Source organism: Agrobacterium sp. rho-13.3 (genome assembly GCF_033957765.2).
Lineage (GTDB): Bacteria > Pseudomonadota > Alphaproteobacteria > Rhizobiales > Rhizobiaceae > Agrobacterium.
The window spans coordinates 40,850-62,715 of sequence record NZ_CP192778.1 but is presented as its reverse complement, the minus strand read 5'-3'; the positions used below and the strand labels follow the sequence as shown (position 1 = coordinate 62,715).

The 21,866-nt window shown below is 54.0% G+C and carries 15 protein-coding genes; all 15 read right to left on the bottom strand.

Annotated elements, in window-relative coordinates:
• Nucleotides 1–133: 133 nt before the first annotated feature.
• Nucleotides 134–457 carry a hypothetical protein gene (locus RMR16_RS26515; protein ID WP_234625006.1) on the bottom strand — a complete coding sequence of 108 codons (324 nt, stop codon included), beginning with the start codon at nt 455–457 and terminating at the stop codon, nt 134–136.
• Nucleotides 458–518: 61 nt separating this feature from the next.
• Entirely contained in the window at nt 519–3,008 is a 2,490-nt protein-coding gene (locus RMR16_RS26510; protein ID WP_234625007.1) for a TraM recognition domain-containing protein, read from the bottom strand.
• 10 nt (nt 3,009–3,018) lie between these two features.
• A complete protein-coding gene (locus RMR16_RS26505; RefSeq protein WP_234625008.1) occupies nt 3,019–5,352 on the bottom strand; it encodes a DotA/TraY family protein in 2,334 nt (777 codons plus the stop codon).
• A 25-nt stretch (nt 5,353–5,377) separates the two neighbouring features.
• Complete coding sequence (locus RMR16_RS26500) at nt 5,378–6,892, bottom strand: hypothetical protein (protein ID WP_320188639.1); 1,515 nt, start codon at nt 6,890–6,892, stop codon at nt 5,378–5,380.
• A gap of 3 nt (nt 6,893–6,895) precedes the next feature.
• On the bottom strand, nt 6,896–7,501 hold the full coding sequence (locus RMR16_RS26495; protein WP_234625010.1) for a hypothetical protein: 606 nt from the start codon (nt 7,499–7,501) through the stop codon (nt 6,896–6,898).
• A gap of 3 nt (nt 7,502–7,504) precedes the next feature.
• On the bottom strand, nt 7,505–7,753 hold the full coding sequence (locus RMR16_RS26490; protein WP_234625011.1) for a hypothetical protein: 249 nt from the start codon (nt 7,751–7,753) through the stop codon (nt 7,505–7,507).
• 6 nt (nt 7,754–7,759) lie between these two features.
• Nucleotides 7,760–8,848: a hypothetical protein gene (locus RMR16_RS26485; protein WP_320188638.1), complete on the bottom strand. Its 1,089-nt coding sequence runs from the start codon at nt 8,846–8,848 to the stop codon at nt 7,760–7,762.
• 10 nt (nt 8,849–8,858) lie between these two features.
• Nucleotides 8,859–9,875, bottom strand: a complete 1,017-nt coding sequence (locus RMR16_RS26480; RefSeq protein WP_234625013.1) for a hypothetical protein — start codon at nt 9,873–9,875, stop codon at nt 8,859–8,861.
• 4 nt (nt 9,876–9,879) lie between these two features.
• Nucleotides 9,880–10,647 carry a hypothetical protein gene (locus RMR16_RS26475; RefSeq protein ID WP_234625014.1) on the bottom strand — a complete coding sequence of 256 codons (768 nt, stop codon included), beginning with the start codon at nt 10,645–10,647 and terminating at the stop codon, nt 9,880–9,882.
• A 14-nt stretch (nt 10,648–10,661) separates the two neighbouring features.
• A complete protein-coding gene (locus RMR16_RS26470) occupies nt 10,662–11,366 on the bottom strand; it encodes a hypothetical protein (RefSeq protein WP_234625015.1) in 705 nt (234 codons plus the stop codon).
• Nucleotides 11,367–11,588: 222 nt separating this feature from the next.
• A complete protein-coding gene (locus tag RMR16_RS26465; RefSeq protein ID WP_320188637.1) occupies nt 11,589–12,947 on the bottom strand; it encodes a hypothetical protein in 1,359 nt (452 codons plus the stop codon).
• A gap of 375 nt (nt 12,948–13,322) precedes the next feature.
• A complete protein-coding gene (locus RMR16_RS26460; RefSeq protein WP_320201740.1) occupies nt 13,323–14,987 on the bottom strand; it encodes a hypothetical protein in 1,665 nt (554 codons plus the stop codon).
• A gap of 159 nt (nt 14,988–15,146) precedes the next feature.
• Nucleotides 15,147–19,436 (bottom strand): strawberry notch C-terminal domain-containing protein, encoded by a 4,290-nt coding sequence (locus RMR16_RS26455; protein WP_432355575.1) that lies wholly within the window; start codon nt 19,434–19,436, stop codon nt 15,147–15,149.
• 11 nt (nt 19,437–19,447) lie between these two features.
• Nucleotides 19,448–20,776, bottom strand: coding sequence for a hypothetical protein (locus tag RMR16_RS26450; RefSeq protein WP_320188633.1), 1,329 nt, complete (start codon nt 20,774–20,776; stop codon nt 19,448–19,450).
• Nucleotides 20,777–20,921: 145 nt separating this feature from the next.
• On the bottom strand, nt 20,922–21,860 hold the full coding sequence (locus RMR16_RS26445) for an LPD7 domain-containing protein (RefSeq protein ID WP_320188632.1): 939 nt from the start codon (nt 21,858–21,860) through the stop codon (nt 20,922–20,924).
• Between the last annotated feature and the right edge of the window lie 6 nt (nt 21,861–21,866).

Sequence of the window (21,866 nt, the reverse complement as noted above, 5' to 3'; positions counted from 1 at the left end):
GCCGCCATCATGGCGGATGTACAAGCGTGGAAGGGAAGTTCGAATTTAGGACAGTGGCAAGAAGCACGCCCTGTATCGATCTGAAAACAAAATGGCCCGCCAGTTGCGGGCCACCTGATGACAATCAATAAAATCAGCCCTCGTAGTAACTGCCAGGGCCACGCATTTTCCCGGTGCCGGTCGGTGCGCCTGGTACGCCGAGGCTGAAGGCCACATTCGGATCGAGCGCACCGCGCATAGCCATCTGATGGGCCATGACAGCGGGGTTAGAGGTATCGGACATGGAGCCTCCGAACCCGGTGTTGCGATTGCCAGAAGCGAAATTGGCGAGTGCTGCATCGCGCTTGCGCTGAGCTTCCAATCGAGCCAGGTAGCCAGGATGCATCTTCTCGATAGCGGCGTGGTTTTCAGTCGGCGTCCGCTGCAAGTTCTGAACAAAATCCTGAAAGAATCCCATGGCACTCTCCTTTTATGCAACTACTATAACACTACAGCATAAAACCGCAAGTGAATTAACGTTAAGCCTGCTCTTTAACGTTCTCAAGCAACGTTGAGTGCGCCTTAAACGTCTTATCCTGTGCTATTAAACGCTCTTTATCGTGTTTTTTTATGCCACCCGATTCGTCATCATAGCTTTCCCACTGGTTGATCAGCGCATCAACAGCCGACCTATGCAGGGCTTTACAGCCATTCGAGTCTATCGCCTCTTTAAGCATCCGGTCTACCAAAGCAATGATGTCGCTCTTCACCGTTGTGCTTGCGACAGCTTTACGTTTTTCAAGAGCCTCCCGATCGTAGTCATCAAGCCACTCTCTGATCTGGCTATTGCTCAGCTCGATCGCTTCCGTCTCACATTTTGAAAGGAATTTTGCGATGATATCGCTTTCAACGTTTGCAAACAGTGCCGACTGGCGGATCTCCGCATCGAACTCCGAAGACGAGAGCTTGCTCACGTTGGACGCTATCGCCTCGTTCCTCGCAATAGTGGACCGCTCGCTGTCAGAGAAGGTCTTGACCTGGACATAGGGTACCAGGCGCAATTCATCAGGTTCGGGCACGTCCCCTGTGTAGAACGCCCGATAGCGAACGACGCGCGCGCCTCCAAGCCCTTCACTTTTCGTTCCAACGATCAGATGGAATTCGCCATCTGCTTGCTGCATCAGATCGTCAGGATCGAGACGGCCGACATGCTCGACAGAACTATCACTGGAAATCTTGAAGCCATCGAGACGACCACGCTGGTAGCTCATGGATTTCGAAACCTGAACCATTGCCTGGCCGGCCGCACCGTCGAATTTCTTGAAGGTCTCAGATTCCTTACCACCGGTCATGCGACCAAGATGCCGAAGGTTCGTGTTCTCCCATGTCGCCTCGCCCTCCGCCTTGTCTGCCTTCGATAGCGAAGGTAGATCCTGCGTCCCGAACGTCAGCGAAACTCCATATGAGCGAGCCTGTGCTGGAGCTACAGCGAAGCCAGGAACGACGTAGTAGCCATACTCGTCGCAGATGATCGAGTAAGGAATCTTGGCGTTCGACGGGCGTCCCTCGATGATCTTCCGATAACTACCCTCAAGCGGTGTATCGAGCAGGGTGGCGAGCACGCCCTTGATCGCTGAAACCGCCATCTTCCCAAGCTGCTCCATGCTCGCCTTTGAACGTTCAAGAGCAGGCAAAAGCACCAGCAGTACGCGACGGTTGAGCAAGACATCGCGATAATTGATCTCGCCAATCTCATCTGAATAGATGTGACCATAATTGAAGGTCAGATTCCCTGTCGCGCGAACGAGCTGCATCGTGATGAAGCCGTGCTGTTCAAGGACCTTGGCGCGAGACGGGTCGTTGCCGCCCTTCTTTTTCTCGCCGTTTTCTTCAGGCGTGGACTTGTTACGATCTCGCTCGAGAACCGCGAACTGGCGCTGGAACTCTTCATAAGTTGCCGTGTCCATTTTCGTGGGACGGTGAGGTTTCTCGGGAGCTTCATATCCAGGGAGGTTGTTGAGGTACAGCTGCAACGCACCGCAATACTTATTCGTCAGATCGTTGTAGATGCGACGATAATCCTCGCTACCATTGCGCAGATCGACAATCTTACCATTCTGATCGCGGAAAATTCCGAACCACACGAGATTTTCGATGTTCGTGAGGATATAAAAATCACTCAGCAATTTGCTGTTGAACAGCAAAAGACCCTTGTCGGCCAGGAAGGACAGCGGCGGCGTGATCGCCTCCAAGAACGAGATCGCGCGCCCCTGCCACATATCAGAGTTTCCGCCACCTGAGCCACTGTCCAGGAGGCTCACCATCAACTCCGCCTTCATCGCGGCGCTTCCCGAAGAGAGCGGATTATAGGTATTCGTTCGCCGAGCATCGAGACCGCTGGCGAAGTCCTTTCCGCCCATGATGTAATTGATCAGGAGAAGGTCTTCTTCCCGGCCAAGTACACGACACACGCGGAAAACGCTGGCAAAGGTCTTTGGATCAGATTTTCCGTCAACTAGGATAGCACCGGATTCGAGGACGAGGGAATTGAAGATGTTCCCCATAATCTCTTCGGTCTTACCGGAGCCCGTTGTGCCGACCACAAGCCTATGAGTTCGCAAGTCGTTCGCAGCAGTCCACAGCTCCTCGTCTGTTTCCAGATCCATCCCAAGGTAGTAGAGGCCTTCTCCCTTGCGGCCACCTGTCGAAGCGTCTTTGTAAACCCTGCCTGTCATTTTATGCAGATATGCCGGCACCCTGAAGGAGGTCTGCCACTTCCGCGATCCATATTGGAATTTCATGAAATAGGTCGAAAGCGCTGCAACGAATGCAATCTCACCAGCCAACGGGAGGTAGAGCCCTACCGTAACCGTCGCAATCGCGATTGACATGAAGAACCATAGTACGCCCGAAGGCGTATCCAGGGCATCACTGATGCGACGCGGAAGGGTTCTGACATCATCGCGCCTGTTTTTGGGCGTGATTTCGATGTTCCTCGATACGCCCCTGAAACTAGCGTTCTGTGCCATAGGAAACCCCTTATCCCGCCTTACCGCCGTTGCCACCACCCTTGCGGTTCAGGAACTTCGTTATCGTCGCCCCTGAAGCAGATCCAGCTTTGGAATCCTTACCTGTTGCGTTACCAAGCCGCTTCTGCAAGCCGGCGGTGGAATTTTCGCCGATCCCAATCCCCGCCTGGGCACCGCGACCGACCGGGTTAAGCGCGCCTTCCACCTGAGATGCGATGGCGTTCGCACCGAGAATGCTCACACGCACGCCAATGAATTCCATGACCGCATCGCCGAGGCCGGTGATGATCGCGCAGCAGTTGGTAACCAGTGCAATAAGTGTCAGCACGTACATCACCAAGAGCCCGAAGCCGAGGAACATGTTCGTAAGATCAAAGTCAGGGGCGATGATCATGTAGATCCCACTGAACATAATGTTAATGAAGTCCAGGCCCACCCGCATGACCAAAAAGCAAGCCAATAACCCCAAGATCATCAAAACCGGCCTGAAGAATACACCGATCATCAGCAGCAGACCCTGTTTGTTCGTCCCAATGATATCGCCCGACTTGTGAGGCGCAAAGGTCAGCAGAATCCAAAGGGGTGCCGCGATCACTGCCTCGATCGCCATGATTACCCAACCGATCGCTCCGGATAGAAAATAGACGAACGGCAAAAATGGCAGCATGATCGCCAGGATCATACCTAAAACCATTAGGCCGTATCCAAGATAGCCAATGACTTCGGCAGTGTAAGAAACGGCAAATGAACCCGCAGCAGCCAGGAAATTGCCGGTAGCTAGGGACGCAAGACCTAGCCCGGTTCCTACAAGATCTGTTGCGCCAGCGGCAGCAATAGTGACGCCGGCTGCGAGGATGGCCGTCTGGCCCAACTCCTGAATTTCAATGAGCGGATCGTTCCACTGGTTTTGATCCGCATCACTACCACCAGCCTTGGCGTGCGAGAACATGAACGAGTACATCCACTGCATGGTCGCCATGGACGAGCGCTCTTGGTTGTTCGCTGCCACCTTTTCCAAAGTGGTCTTCTCACTCGCATTAGGTTCGCCAGCCTCCAAGAAAGCGCCTTCAAATGTCTGGAAATAAGCGAAATCGGCGTCGGCACTAGCGAAAAGACGCTCTTCAGTGTTGTTGTACCCGGAGATCCAACCAAGAAATGATGTGGCGGCAGCTTTGGGGTCCATTTCGGTCGAGTTGATAAAGCTCAGTTGATTGCGGGCGTTGTTGAGCTTTGTGACGTAAGCGGCAAGAGCACGCTGCCATGTCGCTGCAAACATCCAACCATTATCCGTTGTCGCGCCCAAGAAACTTGCTTTAAGCTGGTTCATCCCCGATGCTTCGGCGCTCACAAAGACCGCATTATCCACACCTGTAATGTAGTTCGTCGTCTGATCAGCAACGGCCTTCGCAATATCCGCCTGAATTTTCACCGTATTACGCTCACCGGCAAAGATACTCTGCGCAATCGCCTGGGCAGTAATGTCGAGGTTCTGAACCGCTGTTACTGCCTTGCCGCGCACGGTGCTGTTTGTGAGGTTCGTAAGATCTTCGGCAAATGTCTTTGTCGACTCGTAAACGGAGGTATCAACGGTCGAAGTGGTCGGCATCGGACTTCCGACGAGCTTGACGCTGCCGCAAAGCTCATTTCTGGCGCTATAGGCATCTCCTGAACTAAAATACCAGACCACAGAGCCATCATAGAATTTTCCGTCGTCGCCCCGCACGTAGGTCTTCACCGTCTCCGGACCTACTGGCGCTACAGGCTCCCCTGTCCCCAACGTGTTAGATATCTTGTTCATGTGCAGCCGGCACAGGAAACCGGCCGTCCTTGTCGCGAGAACGCTGGACATCTTTTTTGCCGTCATGAACGAGTCAGCGTTATTCGTATTCGACGCCGTGTATGTCGCCGAGGTCGTCATCTGTGTGGCGACTTCCTTCCAGACGTAGTCGCCCAATCCTGATCCCCAAAGCAGTAACTGAAGCACGAGGATCTGAATGACGGAGAACCCGCTTGAAACAGGAAGGAGAAGAGCAGCGCCGCCAGCAGCGCGAAGAGTGGTCACGGCTAGGTTGGTCTCTCGCCCACCCGCTTCCCCATCGCGGGCTGTATCAAGGAAAAGCTGGTACATCATATATGCCGCAACAACGGTTGCGAAGAAAAGAACAGCAACGTTGAACGTACCGATCACGGTAGTGAGAATCGCTTTCCCGGCCACCGGGTCACTACTGCCGATCAGCGATGAAACCGTACTCCCGAAAATTCGCTCCAGAATTGAAACGGCGTAGTCACCGTCAACTGGAACAAATATCTCGGATACGGATTCGGTTGGATCACCTGCTGCCATGGCGGTTCGTCCCTAAGTAGGCGCGTCACATCGAGAGCGATGCGCCGGCTCGTTTCTCTTCTGAGGCTTCAAAGCGGTACTTGCGCGTTAGCGAAATGACCTCTGCGAGGCCCGCCACAAATCGTTCTGTCAAATCGCTATGGGGGGCGTGGTCGAAACCACCGTTGAGGGCGACAATCCCCCCACCGGAAACAAAATCGCTGTCACCGGATCTGCGCATATGATCGGCCATTGCTGCCTCAAAACTCCGCGCGATCATCTCAACCGGGCTCTTGAGATATGCAGCATGCTTCTCCGAGACATGAGCGTTTTGATCGACCAGCCAGTTGATATACTGGCGAATGCCCGTATCATCGAGAAGGATGGCTTCGGCGTCCTCGACCTTCAGGTGATGACGATGGCTAAGGTCGATAGCATGTCCCATTTCGTGGACGACGACGCCGGCAGCGCTGGGGCTCATCTTTATCGTACGCATCGAAACGAGTTCGCCCGCGACCTTCGGGCGGAAGCCACGCTGGTACCCAAGCGCATCATCGGCACCAATGCGTTTGCCTAGATGGAAAATGGTCCTATCCGCGAAGAGATCTCGCGGAGGTATCTTCAGCATCTCGGCGGCTTTTTCCATCGCCATGGAAACGCGCATGAAAATGCCACTTTTCCAGCTCCCCGGCATGGATGGGTCGGCGACAAACTTCGCGCTATAGCTTTCCGGCTCGATTTGAGGCGATCCGAGGGCTTTCCCGTCCCAAACAGCGAAGTTTGCTTCTATCGCCCGCGTGAATCCGCGGTAGAAATATGCCTCGTCCCAACCGTGATCTCGATCACCAAACTGAACGTATTGTTCCTGTAGGTGCTCAGCGAGCCTCAAAGCTCGTTGATCGGATTCGAGCCGATGATCGAGGTGCGGAACGCCCCGGCCGATCTCCGCAGCGTTGAGAACCGCTTCCTGGAAAGGGCGGAAGACCTCACCAGCAAGTTTGGCTCTCAAGATGGCCGCCGACATGGTTGCGGTTGCGTCAAAATACCCGATTTGTAACGCTAACTGGTGCCAGACCTCGACAGCTCGACCATCGAAGGGAACGACAGAGGGCGTGATCCCCATGATGTCCTGCGCCGCCACCACGCGTGCAATGATCTTATTGCGCTTGTCGCCATCGAGCATGCGAACGAGATCCTGCGCGACAGTGTCCTTGCTTGGATAGAGAGCCTGAACAAGATCAGCCCCGATCGGGTTCGTGAAGCCAAGCAGCTCTTCCCCCTGGCGAAGCTTTCCCGCATCTACCTTCGCCATGATCACCTGATCCCGGTCGAAGAAAGGCTCAAGGGCAGCAACAATTGTAGAGATCTTCGAGAAGTCTCGGTAGTTTTTGAATTCGATGCCTGGCTTTTCCTCGGAGGCAACCCATCCCTCAAGTGCAGAGCCGATAATTGCCGATGCCTCGGCTGTATTCTCGAACGACAATTTGAGAAAGTAAGCTCCACTCGCTTCCTGTGACCGCTCTAGCTTCGCTCCAAGATTTTTCAGGTCAAACCATTGCATAGCTCAGTCTCCGCCGCCGTCGTCGGAAAAATCTTCTTCAACTTCAGCCGCGCTAGTTTCTTGGCTTGGTTGATCGTGCACATCATGCAGATGCTCTTCCGTTGAAGAGATAGCCAGGCGACTCCTACCGCCACCTTCCACGTTGACGATCTCGGTCATCGAGCTGGCGAACTGCTCATTTTGAAGATCGTTCTTGAACGTCACTTCCTCGCCGTCATCATTCAGCTCGCACGCAACTTGAAATCGCGCATTTTGCAATGAGGGATCGAGCGTGAGCTTGGCACATGCGCGGATCTTCATGACGGTGTTCGCGCTGCCTGACCCGTAGGAGAGCAAGAATCCTGAATTGTCAGACAATTTCTCCGCATATGCCCAAAGGACGAGCTTGGGCTCATTCCCGCTGGTGTCATTGATGAGAAAGATGACGTAGTCCTGCGTTTGGAAGGTGGGGCAAAGCTCAAGCTGGTTAACCTGATCTTCCGTCATCACCTTTGATTCCCGGATCGCAGAGATTGCATCGGCTGGCGCAACCAGCGGCTTCGCTTTGCGCGTCAGCCTACGGGCATCAACTAGCGGCTTGGCGTGCTCTTTATCGCGAACAACTTCCAACTTTTATTCCCCGTTGCCTGGCACGACATCGAGATCGTCCTCGACCTCATGCGCGCTTATTGGCCTCGAAACAGGAAGCGCCTCACCTGATGTCCGCTCAGAAATTGCGACAAGCCTTTCAAACGCGGTTGGAGCATGAGGCGAGCCTTCAGTGGATGTCTCTTCCGCAAAAACGTGCTGTGCAAAATCGTCGCCAGCTTCAAAATCGGGAGCCGGATCGCCGGCAAAGAGGCTTTTGGAAAGTTTCGCCATAGTGAATTACCTCTGATCCGCATCTAGGGCGAGAACTGCTGCCATGGTCGCGGCAATGCGGGAATTGCTCTCCGATCGGAATGTCCTCATTTTGATGCTGAGAGCCCGAAGCTTGTTCAGCTCCTGCATCAGCCCTCGCTCGTTCTTGGTGGCAAGCTCTGTGTACCAGGCGTTGTAGCCGCTGCCGCCGCCATATGTGTCCATGAGTGCATCGAGCGATGCATTGAACGAAGAACCATCGGCATCAGCTCCGCCGCCGCCCTCATTCATTGCACGGATCGCCGCGATCGACACCATTGCCGGTGATCTCACGGCCTCCGCGCGCATCGACTCGATCATCAGAATGGAGCCTCGCGCCGTGGAGGCTTCCTGCGCAGTTGGTTTCGCAAGCGGCAATCCCACAAGGTTATTGATGAAAGCGTCCTTAGCGTCCGCTGAAGCCGAGGCATTCAAGATTGTCGCTACTTCAACGTCAGCGGCTGGCTCACTGCCGGCTCCGCTGCATAGGCCCGCTGCCGCCTCTGATGCAGTGCAGTATTTCTGGCGATGCTTGGCGAGCGTATCTTGGATCGCTTCCTGCGGTGTTTTTGTCGAGCCAGGTGCAGCATAAACACGCTCTGGAGTCATGTATTCCCTTGCCGAGTTCTTGTAGACCGACATTGCGCTGGAGGCCTCATCGATCAGAACAGCCGTCTCGCAGGCATTCACAGATTGCCCATCAGGACCGAAATCAGCGTGCGCCTGTGTAATCTGCTTGTTCACATCGGTCTGCGTCATCGTGCTGGCTAACGCCTCGTCCGACTTCTGAATGGCCTGCGATACCTTCTGGCCATCGACATTCTGCTGACTGGTGTCGACCTTAACCGCGCTCATCATGCGCTGATAAGCGAACGTCATCTGTTGCAAAATCAGGTTTTTGTTCGTGTCGAAGGCGGTGTTAAGCGCCGTTGTCGTTGTGTCGTGGACGGATGTCCAAGCGGCATCGGGGGCAATCGGACAAAAGCCGCCGCCAGCAGCGGCCTCCTCCACGGTGACGAAAGGCAATGTGGCTATTGCGAAGGCAGTCGAAGCCGCCAGTTTAGATAGCTTGTGCATGCGTCTCCCCTTATTTCGATGCCTGCTGATTGCCAGGCAGCATGATGGCGGGTCTCGACTTGCCATTCGCCCCAATCAGCTTTTCAGCGCGCGATAGCGCATAGGTCGCGGTGACCATCTCTGTCCGCTGTTGTTGCCGGATCTCGTAGGCGAGGGACGCGAGGTTGGCAGCTTCAATGCGTACTGCATCCAGCAGGATGCCCCGCTCATGGCTACCGGCCATCGACGCGGCCCATTTCTCCCCGCCATCGTCGCCGATATACCCTTCAATTACACCGTCCAGCGCAGCCTTGGCCCCATTTGGTGCATTTTCTTTTGCAATCTCATCCATGGCCCGCAAGGCAACCGATTTACGGGCATCGCGGTTTAGCTTTTCCTGCAAGAAGATGCCGCCTGTCGCCGCTTCGGCTTGAGACTTCTCGATCGTGTCCGGCGGTCCCATGACAGCGTTCATGTATTCGGACGCAGCCGCCGTGTCCCCGTTGAAAAGAGCCTGCGCGCTCAGATTTGAGCCGTTGAGGATATCAGAATAATAGGCCTTTGGATCTGCAATGACGCCTGGTTTCGCTTTGACGCTGCCTGTATAGGCAGGACCGGCTGTGAATGTGCTTTTGTAAGCGCTGTGGAAAGTTTCCATGGTGGACTGCACGCCACACGAATCATAGCCGAGCGATTGGTAGCGGTCAGACTCTTCCATGATCTGCATGGCCTGGTCGCTGGATACATATGCCGAAGCGGTCGCTTCATTGGATTTTACGACCGTCGTGGATATCTGGTCATTGCTTGACGCTGTCTGCGCCACGCCCGTCTTCAAGGCACTGATCAGCATCTCAGTCTGGTATTCATGGAGGGCGATCAACTGCGCTGTACCCGCTGCCATATACGCCGTCACAGTCTGGCCGAGTAAGGCGGTTCGAGCGTTCACGACTGGCACCCCGGTCACCAGGCATGACTGAGCAAGTGCTGAGCTGGCCATAAGTGCCGAAGCGAGACCCGTAAATCCGAAGAGCTTTGCAATGCTTTTCATTTTTTCACTCCGTCGCTGATGTACCGGACATGCCGTCCAGAATGATGTTCTGCAGGGTTGTCCGGGCGGCGTTCCGCATCACGCCGGATCGAATTGCTTCAGCTCTCTGAAGAGCCAGATCAGAGCGTGTCGTGCCTTTTTCCGGCACGGTTGGAAGAGGTGCTACCGTGTCCACGTAATCCATGCCCGTCATGGCTTCTTCGGCACCATATCCGCGATGTGCAAGCCATACCGACGCATCCGTGTTACCGGCGTCGTAGCCGTTCAATGAGGTCTGGCAGTAGGGGCCGAGATCTTCTTTCTCCTGATCGGAGCAATAGACTTCCTTGCGGAGCGCGATCATAGAGCTGAGAGTGTCTTCCGTGTTTCCATTCCCCTCAGCGAGCCAGGCGCTGTCGCGCGAGCCGACGCTCTTGCCATGCTGAACCCGTTCCTCACGCGCCTTGGCGATGTCAGACATGCCAACAGAGATCATGCACGCATTGTAACCTTGGCCGGTCTCGTAGTTATAACGTGATTTCGCCTCAGCCATTTTCATATTCACCCGGCTCTGCAAAACAGAGCTGATCTTCGCCTCACCCGATTTCTGTGAGGTGTTTGCGACCTGTTGGCTACTGGTGTTGGTCTGCGCGGTGTCGATTTTCACCGAAGAGAGCAGTTGTTGGAAAAACGTCTGCCAGGTGATGATCCCGCTCTGGTCGCCAGCCGCCAAGGCAGGCGCGGCAAACACCACACCAGCAGAAAACAGAGCCGAGGATATCAACTTCCGCATAAAGTCTACTCCAATCAATCCTTCAGCCAGCTCGCGCCACCGCTTGTGCCGTTGTTCGGCGTCACGGTTACATTCGGTATTTCAGCTTCGACGGCCGAGGCGGCGCTGCCAGCGCTTTGAGCCGCATTGTCCATCGTCGTAACGACCGAGCTGGCACCTTCGGAAACGGTAGTGTTAATGCTGCTCCCGACGTTGTTCACGGCACCCTGAAGGCCGTTGAAGTCAAAGCCGTCACCAAGGGACGACAGATCGTAAGAGCCGTAATTGGCACCTGACGGAGCACTGATCGAAAACGAGCTTCCGAGAATACCGGCCAGATCGCCGGTAAGCCCCGAATTAAACGAGGATGTCGTGTCATTGATTTTACCAATCACGCCATTGACCTGTTCGTTCAAAATATCGCAGGCTTTCTGCTTGGCCTGGTTGATGGCCTGCTGAGCGATCCCCTGGATGCCACCCGAGAGGAACCCCGCAAGGTCGGGGATCATGGCCGATAGGTCAAAACTCTTCAGAAGATCGGGGCTGATACAAGAATTCGCGCCAGTAAAAAACTCAGACGGGTTGACCTTTGCCGCGTCTATAACCGCCAGACGCCGCTGTAGAGCGGCCTGCGCCGCCTGCTCAACGCCGCACGCAGCCGCAAAACTTTCCGAAGCACCACCGAATGCAGCCGCAAAAAGCAAGCCACCACCAAGCACCACACCACGGTATCCCACCATCACCCTCTCCTATCCGTCCGCTTTGTCCTTTCGAGACCTGATAGCCTCAGAAAGCTTAGTAACTTCAATATCCATAAAAACAGCCAGGAACGCGTTTACCCGACGCGTTGTCCGCAGCTTATCATCACCACGATGCGACAACAATTCAATCAGCGGTGCGTGCAGTACCGTGTTTGTCGTCTCGTCTACGGTGCTCATCCAAGCAAATCCATTTCAAATCGATCATCTGAACGCTGACAAGGAGTCGATACCAGCAAATGCACCGAAATCATAGATTGTTTTTGTGTGACCGACACGTTTAGCAACAGCCTCTGCGATAATACGCAACGTTGATTTATCGTCACTCCGCGTTGATTGACGTATAGCTATTTTAACAACGTTATCTTCAACCTTGATCTGGAATTTACTCGGAGCGGTCATCCAGAAATATTCGTCAGCTTCTACCTTGCCAGATGCCTTTAGCTCGTCCATGGCGCTGAGTGCGATCTTACAAATTTCTGCATGGCGTTCGTTGGTAGCGGTTCGCACCTCTCGCTTGACGATAGCAGTAGCAGCCGACGCTTGAGCATTTGTTTTTTCGTCGCGAGCAGAGACCAACTTTCTGAGATTTGATGAAACGTCTACGGTTTCTCGTTTCACAAGTCCCCAAAACCACTTTCCGCGATGGCTTATGCCGGTGCTTTCGAGTGCGGCGACGAGGATCGCCAGCGTCCGGAGCCCATGATGTCTGATACCACGATCCCAAGCACGGCCGTTGTCGTACCCAACGGGCAGAAGATTTATAGCCGCAGCGCGAAGAACTTTGACGATCTCATCGTCTGGAGCATCGCGGTAATCGCATCCGAGCAGATCCTCAATGGCTTTTTGAAGTTTCGGTGAAAGAGCGATCGTTTCCTTAACTGCCTCGCGGGAAAACAAATCCTCGCTGCCAAACATTGTTATTGTTTCTTTTTTAAAAGGAACATTAACTGTTAGGGGAAGGTCCTTGTTTTTTGGCAGAGGTGCTTGATCCTTCGGGAGGGAAACTGATTTTTCCGCCCCTCTTTTCTCTTGTTCTACCGGCTCGAACAAAGGCTGAAGTGCTTCGATAAACGGCGACAAATCTACCTGATCTCCTTCGATCGAGATAAGGCCTTTTTCGAGTAGGCCGCGCCGAGCGGCGGTGCAGGACGAAGCGGAGAGGCAAACGTACTCTTCCGCCTCCCTTGCTGACAACCTGACGTGATAGTTGCCCCGCAGTACCGCTGAAGGACGAAGGACCATCACGTCGATAAGGGCCGAAAGATAGGTCCGCTCGCAAGCTGCCGCCTGCATCCTAGAAGCGAATGCATTGATGGCGCAGCGAATGCGATGAATGAAGTCTAGGAACTCGTAATGTTTCGCGCGGTCCTCGCTGCGATAACGGTCAGAAGCGCTGTAGCAAGCTTCCATGTAGGTCGATGGGCTTAAACGGCTTGAACGCGATAGGTTATTCGAGCGTGTTGCTCCGACTATACGCTTGAGACGTTCTTCAATATCACCAATCAATCCGTTCATAGTTGTCGGCTGTGCATGCTGCATTGCGGTGTGTGCTTTTGTCATGTCCTCTGGTCTCTCCAAGAGAGGGCCGTTCGACTGCAAATAGCTAGAAAGCACTTGTCTCCCGTTCGCAGAAATGGTATTTAAACCATCAACTGCGTTAACCGAGAGATCGGTTGACCAGAACCCTGCAGGAGCGTCAGAAACCCTGTTTAGTTCGGCAAGTTAGCTTTCAGACTTGCAATCATCGGAAAAGGCCTTGTCGAGAGACGGGCCTTTTCGCGTTTCAAGCCCTTGTTCATATTCAATTTGCTTCGGTTGCTATTTCCCTGTGTTGCGCGGACAATGGCCCACGAGAATCGCGCACTGATCCGATTCTCGTGCAACCGTACATCCATTTTGGTGTATTCGTCAAATAAGCTGACAATTCTGTTAATTTCACATTTCAAGACGCCGGTTTCCGTTCTTCAGAGCGAGATCTACCGCAAACTCGTGAGCCTTCGCGTGGTGGAGCGTCAGAGCGCCCTGAACACCAGCAATTGGACCTCGAACCATAATGTTGCTGCTGGACTCCTTCGCAACGACGTGTAGGAGACGAGCAACGTCTTCGGTGCGGAAAGATGAAGTCGCAAGCACGCCCTTGGTCAGTTTCGCTTTGTCGATTTTGTTGGTACCACGATCCAGCAGCTCCATATCTCCGCCCGCTTTCGCGACCAGTTCTGATTTCTTATGGAAGAGGAGGACCGAGGTTGAACCGGCAAAGACAAGATGTAGGTCGTCACCCCCGATGCCCTTCGCATGGGTAGCGAGGCCGAGAGGCGAAAAGCCCGTTTTGACTTCAACCCATTTCTTATGAGTGTCTTGGAAACATTCCCGCTCGATGGTCTGTGTTTTCGAGATGTCCGTGCCGGCCTCGATAAATACATCCGATCCCACATAAACCTCGCTTACCGCCTTCGATGACATGGCCTTACGCATGTCGTTGACGATGCTGAGCAGATGCTTATCGGCGTAATCGTAGACGCCTGGAGTATCCAAGCCATCGGAAAACAGCGTTGCTAAGTCATTGACGAGATATTCGCGCGCTCTCGAATCGATCTGCCCATAGTTCGAGTAAGCATAGCCAAGATCGTTGAGAGTTGAGATCCGGCGATACACATCTATGAAAGATTGAATCAACTCTGGATGCGTCTTATCGAGCGGCACCGAAAGGGCGGCAACGTTACTTTCGAGCTTTCCGATCAGCTTCGACACGTTTTCATTTTTGAGAATGACGCCATGACGTACTTCGCCGGATGAGGTCGTATAGATGGCCTTTTCACCAAGGCGTTGTTTGCCCTGGCTGATCTTCACAGCTTGGAACATGTTACCATCGAGAGCATAGCGCTCACGTTTCACTTGCCCGGCAGGCGCGTCATCGAAGGCGTGTCTTATGAAGTCACGGAAGCCCTCGTTCCGCGTCGAAAGGTATTGGATAGGATTTTCGAGGTACCGCGGAATTTTGATATCGGCGATGTTGGCCGCATGGCGGTCCCCATAGATATAGGGTGTGAGATGTTGGCTCGCGTATTCAGGTTTGCTATCCAAAAACTCACCGTAAACGCCGATCGCACTCACCGTAAAAGCGTACCGTGGAGTTTCATGGCCTGGGAATGCCTCCTTGCGCTCCTCCGAGGTCATGTCGGCCAGCACGCCGAAGGCACCCGTTAGGCCTACCGTGTCGACGTGGGTTTGCCCAGGCGACGCTACGTCAAGCTTCCAGGCACTGAGGTTTAGAGGATCGGTCGGCCTAAATTGCACACGCGTGATCAGCCCAGGCACGAAGCGGATTTCCTTATCGAGAACCCGCGCCATTTCCAACGCTATGCGGCTATCCTTCATTGCAGGAAACAATGTCGTGTCGAACTGGACAAAATTGCCGGGTTCGAGCATCTCGATATTCGCCTGAACGAAATCTGCATAGGAAATTGCGCGAATGATCCTTTTTTCGTTCACCGAGGCTTTTGACAGATCGATAGTGGCTCGGCGCTGCCAAATTGCCAAAGCTTCCTCGTTAGAGATCTCATCGAGCCCTAGAGAGCGATCTTCCGATCGCCGGTTCATAGTCCGGTCCCATGCGGCGGCGGACCACTCGGGCTCCCCCGAGAGCTTGAACAGCTGGCCAATCATTTCGGAGGGCGATACATACCGCCCCATTTCCTCATCGACCAGATTCCGCTCACCACGTTCAAGATGATCCTCGATCGTTGCGAATGACAGAGGTTAGACGGTTTCCTGGTATTTCAGCTTCACCAGGTTGAGAGGTCGTTTACCCATGCTGTCAGCGGCGTCATTACCTGCAATCAGCGTGGCCACAGGCTCAAGCGTCGCCTTCCAGTCATGCTGATTGAGCTTGAGCGGGTTAAGCCCGCGCGCATCGAGAGCGTCGATGTGCATTCGGAACAGGGTGTCGATCTCCGAAAGCACCGTCTCCTGCATCTTGATCGGCAAGCAAACGAGCCGACCCATTAAGCGGCGTGCATAACTGTCGATCTCCGAACCGCCGCCTTCATTCGGAATGGGCAGATCGAGCTGGACGGCGATATGAGGGTTCTCATTGAGATATTGTCGGACTGCCCCCTCGCCCACCGGGTTCATTAGATCGGCAGCCTCATCAATATTTGAGCGGTTTTCACGCGTCGCGTTTGATGTTGCTGTTAACGATCGGTTCTTGCGGTTAAAAAGCTGGCAGAGCCTGTCGTCGGCTGCAAAGCCTGACATCGGCACCACATACTGGCCATCGTGGACCTGTCCGTAACGCTGGATACGACCGTCAATCTGACGCTCCGCCGTAATCTCAGATTGAAGTTGTAGTTTGATCATGCGGCGTGGCCGGAGGTCTACACCAACTGATGGTGAAGCATGCATGGACACACCGGAGGCCGCTGAACGGTTCATAACGACGATATCAACATCACCATTGTTGAAGTCGCGGATGATTTCGCGTTTGTCCACGATCTTGCGGGAAACCACTGCATAGCTGCCGTCTGGTCGTGGCTCGGCTTCGAGCGAGCGTTTTGTAATTTCCCCCACGGAAAGATCATGCTTTGCGGCAAATGCCTTGATCCTGTCGATAGGATCGAGAGTCAGTAGATCGAGCCTCGCAGCTTCGACATTCTCAGTGAACCTATCCAGCCACGCCTCATATTCCTCCAGGCGTAGGTGGATCTCATTTCCGGTGGGATCGGTAATCTTAACATCAAGCAGCTTTGAAGCATTCTCGATCAGCACATCGCCGATATTCGGCAACCGCGATATCACCTTTGCGACAAGACCATCTTCGATTTGAGTTTCGCCTATCCTGTTGGCAAGACGGGACAGTACCTCTTTGCCAGTGTTCTCTACCACGACCACCGGCTTCGTGCCGGCAGCGATCGCATCAAGAATGAGATCTTGGTCATAGACGGATTTCACCGCGACCATCAGATACTGTGAGAATGTATGAAACTGAGCAACAGGTGAGGTGGTTTGGACGTTGACCTTTGCCGCCGCACCGCCCCCGCCCCCAGAGTAACGAGACCCCATCAATGCCGCCGCGCGATCGATCTCGGGAGCCATTTCGACCAGCTCCCGTAAGAGAATCGCTGCCCGATCCACGGCTTGGACAATTGTCGCATGCCTCGTTGGGTCCAGCTCTTCGAGGGATACAAATGTGCGGATCGCCCCGGAGCTATCCACCTCCCGTGAAATCATGGTGCCCATGCGGGCCATCTCACCTGACAAAACCTCCTGAAGAGCGAGAGGATTGCCCTCAATCAATGCCGTAAGAGATGCCGCATCCATTCCCGTATCCGGTAGGATCGGAGAGTAAATTCTAATGTTCTTGCCGGATTTAAGGGGTGTGGCAGAGCTATATGTGATTGTTCCGCCGAGATGTTTGATGCCGTCTACCAGACGTTCGATCTGAACGCCTGTATTAGAAGCCTCTCCCGCAGCCTTATGCACTTCATCGAGAATAAGTTCGGGTTTCTTCCCAAGCTGTGCTTGGCCGCGAGCCCACTCAAGGATCGCATCGACTTTCCAGATCCCGTTAACGGTCTGGACCTGGCTGTATGTCGCCATAACCATGTTGTGGTCCGTCGAGATCCCATCTCGTTTTGCTGTTTTTGTGTCACCAACGCCGTAAAGTGGCTTACCATGTTCGTCGCGGATCGCCGCGTCCGGACTCTGATTGAAGATGAACGGGCGAATGTGACCCTGCTTCTTCATCTCATCAGCGGACGTCGCGTAAACGTCGCAAAGATCGCGGGCGACGAAATCGGTGAATAGGTTCGGCTGCTCAGACCAGAAGATCACAGGTCGATCCTCGGCAAAAGCTGCCATTGCCATCATACCAAGCTCGCGGCCTTTACCGACGCCCATGAGATCAGCAAAAAGAAAGCCTCGTCCCTCCATCTTACGAGCAAAGGCGAGAGCTGCACCATCCACTTGTTCAGGGCTGAACCGCTTCCCGAGTTCGGAAACCGGAATGTTGAGCTTGCTGGCAACGAAATCGTCAACATCACCGTGCTTTGCCTCAACGTCGATCAGTGCCCGATATGTAAGCCCCTGCAAGCTCTTCTGGATTTTCGTCTGTGCTTCGCCGCAGTTCGAAAACGGCTCATATGACCTGACGAACACGTCGTCTTCAGTGTCATCAACCAATGTAATCGCTGTCGCCGGAATACCGGAAGCTGTCGGCTCTTGACCATCCGGTGGTATGGGAGCCGGGTCCGCTACAGCTTCCGGTATTTCGTTCGGTTCAACTGCTGAACCAGCCGGTTGCGCCGTTTGCGACCGTGGTTTACCCGCAGTCTTGCTTGGCGTTCCTGGATATTCGGATGCAACCGCGCCGTCCGAAGCATCATTGCCATGCTTTGGCAATGATGCGACTGGCGGCGATGACGGCCTGCTGGCCACGGCAGCAGCCGGCTCCCGCTGGACCCGGCCCTGATCGGTATATCCCGGCTCGGTCGAAGGGAGACCCGTCAGCTCAATCATCCGCTCGCGGGTTACGTCTGCCCACGATAGAAGTTCATCATGCGTGACCAATAAAGGAAGGGCTTCAACCTCGAGGTCTCGTAGCTCTTCGGTTGACAGCGGAACATCCCGCATCGGACCAAGGGCGTAAAGAAGGACCGGAAATTCAGCACCCATCTTCCGGTATAGCCGCCCGTCAACACAAGCAGATCCAGCAACGTGATAGGTCTGTCGCAGGTAATTGTCCCAAAACCGCCTGGCGCCGTCGAGCGCCCCGTTGGTGATCATATCGCCCGGCAAAACAAGAAACGCCCTACCCTCGGGCTTCAAGCGCTGGAGACCTTCATACGCAATTTGGTGGTCGAGACGACGAAGCGTCATTCGAGACCCAAGCCTGTCGTGAACGAGCTGGTTCGTCTCAAGGTTTTCGAACGGCGGGTTCGCAACAAACATATCGAAGTCGAGGCCGAGGCCGAGGCTCGCAGCCTCCTTGACGAAGTCACCTTCGATGACAGTTGCGCTCTCAAGAAGCCTGCCAGACCGCCCCGCACGAGCGGGATCAAGCTCTACGCCAGTGATATCGATGTTCCGGCCAAGGAATGACGACACGAGCGTACCGTTGCCAATCGTCGGTTCAAGAAGTCGGTCACCATCTTGAGGCAAAAGGACATCGAAGGCCGATCGCGCGATTGGAAATGGAGTCGAAAATTGCTGTAGCTTGAGCCGAGTGCCATTGCGCTCCTGATGAGCGGCGAGGTTGGAATCGAGGCTAATATTGAAATCGTGGATGTTATCAGCGCGTCGGCCGACAGGAGTTATCAGAGTTGCGAGTTGCCCCTCCACCTCTTCATTGAGGTCTAGGCGTCGAAATCCAGGCGTATCGGAAAGGTGCGGCGCACTCGCGATGATCGCGGAGTACAGCAAATTCATTCGCGGATTGTCGAATTTCTCACCATTCGCGATCATCATAGCGATGCCGCGAGCCGAACCGGAAAAGGATTCAGCAGTGATGCCGCGCATGAAGGAGTCAGGTCGAGCCTCCCCCTTTCTGCGTCCGTCTTTACCTGGCTCCCACTCCGCATGCCAGGTGCCATTCTGGACGATTGCGCGGCCGAGAATGCCGTCAAATACATCCTGCATGTACCTGTTTGATGCTATCCGGCGAGCTGCGACATTCTCTGGCTTGACGCCGAGATCAGCAAAAGCACGGTCTTGGAGTTGTTTCAGAGACGCAGGAGACGACAAATCGTGGTAAAACTGCTGTGTCTGGAGGCGAAATTCTGGCACGCCCAATGCAGCCCACTGGCGACGGCCAAGGTGAAGGCCGGGTGGCAGAAACACAGCATGACCGGTACCACGAGTACCTTCGCGGATTACCTGGAGGTTATTTCGTTGAAGAACCTGTGAGAGGCGCTTGATACGAGGATCAGTACGCTCTTCGAAATACAAAAATCCGACGCTTTTCCCGACCCCGGAAAGTCGGGACGACAAGATTGCCGCCCCAAAGCCTTCGGTCCGAAATTCGGGCATGAAAACCTTAGCTTGGTCGCTCATGCTGATACCCCTTAAAAATCAGGGGCTGGATCGGAATAGATGTGATCGTTTTCTTCATCGACCGCATAATCGTTGTCAGGCGCTGGCGGTTGACGATCTTCAGATGGCTGTCTTGCAGGCTCAATATGGCCTAGCCTGGGAGTGTCTTCCGACGAAGGAGAATGTGTGGCCAAGAAGGTTTCATACCCGACAGCCGCTAAGTCGTGACGAACAAAATATTCGCTCTCCTTTTTTTGCAGCTTTCCATCAGGGAACATCGCCTTAACGACCGGTGAAACGATTTCACCGGTCTCGTTGGAGATGTAGCGAACACCGAGCATGCCGTTGACGAAACCGCGATCCACCAAGTCTTGTTCAGGCGTGCGAACGTTTGAGACGTTGCCGTTCTGATCCACCTTACGGCCGAGTACGGCATCAACCATGAACCGAGATGGTTGCAGTGTAGCACCGGGGATAAACGTAGCCGGTGTCGAGCCATCGGCTACACTTTCGTAGAGGCTCCGAAGCGCATCATGTTTATCGCCAACCTGGTTCGGCAGCTCGATATGCAAATTTTCGAACGGTATGCCCGCTTTCGCTGCAACAGCGACTGCTGCGACCGCTTCATTAAGTCGGGTTATCTTGCCCGACAAAGCGGTCTCAACGTCTTTCGTCGTGGTGTACGCCCCGGACGCATCTTGCGTCATCTTCGGCCGAAACGCGTAAGTTCCGGTCTCGTCTTCCAGTTTGACGGTTACCGCAATATTCGTCCGCATGTCGGCACCCGTGTCGAGTAGCCTACCGCTCAGCATTTTATCAAGAGCTGCCCGATTGACCTCCTCTGAAGGAAGAGCCGATTTCGGGAAATATGCCTGGATGAACGCTGTCTTAAATTCTTTACCGTCATGCTTTGCGAGGGTGGTACGAACCTCGAATGTGGCCGGAATAGCAACTTCCTTTTCAGGATCAGTTACCACCGCATTCGGCCAACGGCCGTAAAGCTCACCGTTTTCCAGATCCGGCCGAACGTTGGAAATGGAGATAACCCCGTCGATAGGCACCGCTTTGTTCCCGCGCGCCGCTCCGATCTCACGCATCGTTGTGCGCCTTGCTATTTGCTCTTCGGCCTGCTTGACGCGGAGAGCGAGATCTTCGTTGGGATTTAGGTACAGCTTCGCAAAACGATCAGGGTCAGCAAGCCGAATGACGACCTCTGAACCGTCTTTTAGGTTTGTGCCTTGCACAGCATACGCCCGACCCTGTTGATCTCTGAGATAATCCTCCACCTTAACGTGGACGTTTCCCAGATTAACTGGTCCAGAGCCTTGCCTGGTCCTGAAGTCCCGTACAGAAAGAGCCATGACATCAATCCTAGATAATTGTGGTTCGCAAACAATTAGATTAGTCGCGCAAAACTATGCACGACCTCTACGATAATCATGTCAAACCATCGCATGTCAATGATGTGATGCGTACAAAATAGCCACAAATGACATAAATGAGCGTTCAGATGGACGGCCCGTCATCGTTGAACGGAGCTTCATCGTACGAATCGTCGTTCGCTGCGGCCACAATATCGCTCAATGCCAAACTCGGAGCTGATTTTATCGCTGTGCTTCCGGTCACGATAGTAGTGACAACTGATTTTCCCGTCATTGTTGTTACATCAGGACGTTCAACCTTTTGTGTCTCAACGTTGTTGGATTGTTTCTGATCTAATTCAGTTTGGGAGACATTGGGCACGTTTTCTGGTCCGGCTTGCGGGTTTTTACCCCCAATTTCGAGGCTTGCGGGCGGTTCGTAGCCGACCACGGTCACCCCGGTCTCCTGGGCGATCTTCCAAGCTCGTGCCTTATAGTCTTCGGTTCCAATTAACTCGATCCTGTTGTTCCAATCGCGGGATGCCTTCAACATCAGCGCTGTGATAGCCTTGTCTGAAGTTTCTCCCTGGAGCATCGCCTCATCCCCGCGATCAAGCAGCCAGGACCGGCTCTCAATCTCCACGAGGACGCCCCTCTTAGAGATCGAAATATCGGTGAAACCTGTTGCTTGCCATTTCTCGGCGAGGGCTTGGCATTCCGCGCGGGTAAGTGGGGCAAGTTTGATCGGCTTTGAAGGACTTTTCGCCCTGCCCCAATCATCGTCGGGATGCTGGAAAAATCGGGCAAGTGTTGAATCTGCAATTGCCATGCCCAACGCTTTTGCTTGAGCACCGAACCCAAATTGTCTGACACGTTCTTTTTGAGGTTCAACGTCGAGCCGGTCGTCTTCGTGAAAATGAAGGATGACCCGTCCGTTTTTAGCTTCATCGATCGAGGCGATCTTCGCTGCGAACGGTTCGGCATCGACTTTGGGGAACAGGCGGCGAACCAGCGCGATTTTGGTTTCCAAATTCTGCGGTGGTGCCTGTCGAGCCCCGGCGACTTCATCGACGTCCGTATCCATACTTCT

What these genes read in the sequence shown, in the direction of transcription:
- RMR16_RS26480 (WP_234625013.1), bottom strand. Translation starts at nt 9,875, where the DNA reads ATGAAAAGCATTGCAAAGCTCTTCGGATTTACGGGTCTCGCTTCGGCA.
- RMR16_RS26515 (WP_234625006.1), bottom strand. Translation starts at nt 457, where the DNA reads ATGGGATTCTTTCAGGATTTTGTTCAGAACTTGCAGCGGACGCCGACT.
- RMR16_RS26485 (WP_320188638.1), bottom strand. Translation starts at nt 8,848, where the DNA reads ATGCACAAGCTATCTAAACTGGCGGCTTCGACTGCCTTCGCAATAGCC.
- RMR16_RS26505 (WP_234625008.1), bottom strand. Translation starts at nt 5,352, where the DNA reads ATGGCAGCAGGTGATCCAACCGAATCCGTATCCGAGATATTTGTTCCA.
- RMR16_RS26465 (WP_320188637.1), bottom strand. Translation starts at nt 12,947, where the DNA reads ATGACAAAAGCACACACCGCAATGCAGCATGCACAGCCGACAACTATG.
- RMR16_RS26470 (WP_234625015.1), bottom strand. Translation starts at nt 11,366, where the DNA reads ATGGTGGGATACCGTGGTGTGGTGCTTGGTGGTGGCTTGCTTTTTGCG.
- RMR16_RS26475 (WP_234625014.1), bottom strand. Translation starts at nt 10,647, where the DNA reads ATGCGGAAGTTGATATCCTCGGCTCTGTTTTCTGCTGGTGTGGTGTTT.
- RMR16_RS26510 (WP_234625007.1), bottom strand. Translation starts at nt 3,008, where the DNA reads ATGGCACAGAACGCTAGTTTCAGGGGCGTATCGAGGAACATCGAAATC.
- RMR16_RS26460 (WP_320201740.1), bottom strand. Translation starts at nt 14,987, where the DNA reads ATGAACCGGCGATCGGAAGATCGCTCTCTAGGGCTCGATGAGATCTCT.
- RMR16_RS26450 (WP_320188633.1), bottom strand. Translation starts at nt 20,776, where the DNA reads ATGGCTCTTTCTGTACGGGACTTCAGGACCAGGCAAGGCTCTGGACCA.
- RMR16_RS26500 (WP_320188639.1), bottom strand. Translation starts at nt 6,892, where the DNA reads ATGCAATGGTTTGACCTGAAAAATCTTGGAGCGAAGCTAGAGCGGTCA.
- RMR16_RS26490 (WP_234625011.1), bottom strand. Translation starts at nt 7,753, where the DNA reads ATGGCGAAACTTTCCAAAAGCCTCTTTGCCGGCGATCCGGCTCCCGAT.
- RMR16_RS26445 (WP_320188632.1), bottom strand. Translation starts at nt 21,860, where the DNA reads ATGGATACGGACGTCGATGAAGTCGCCGGGGCTCGACAGGCACCACCG.
- RMR16_RS26455 (WP_432355575.1), bottom strand. Translation starts at nt 19,436, where the DNA reads ATGAGCGACCAAGCTAAGGTTTTCATGCCCGAATTTCGGACCGAAGGC.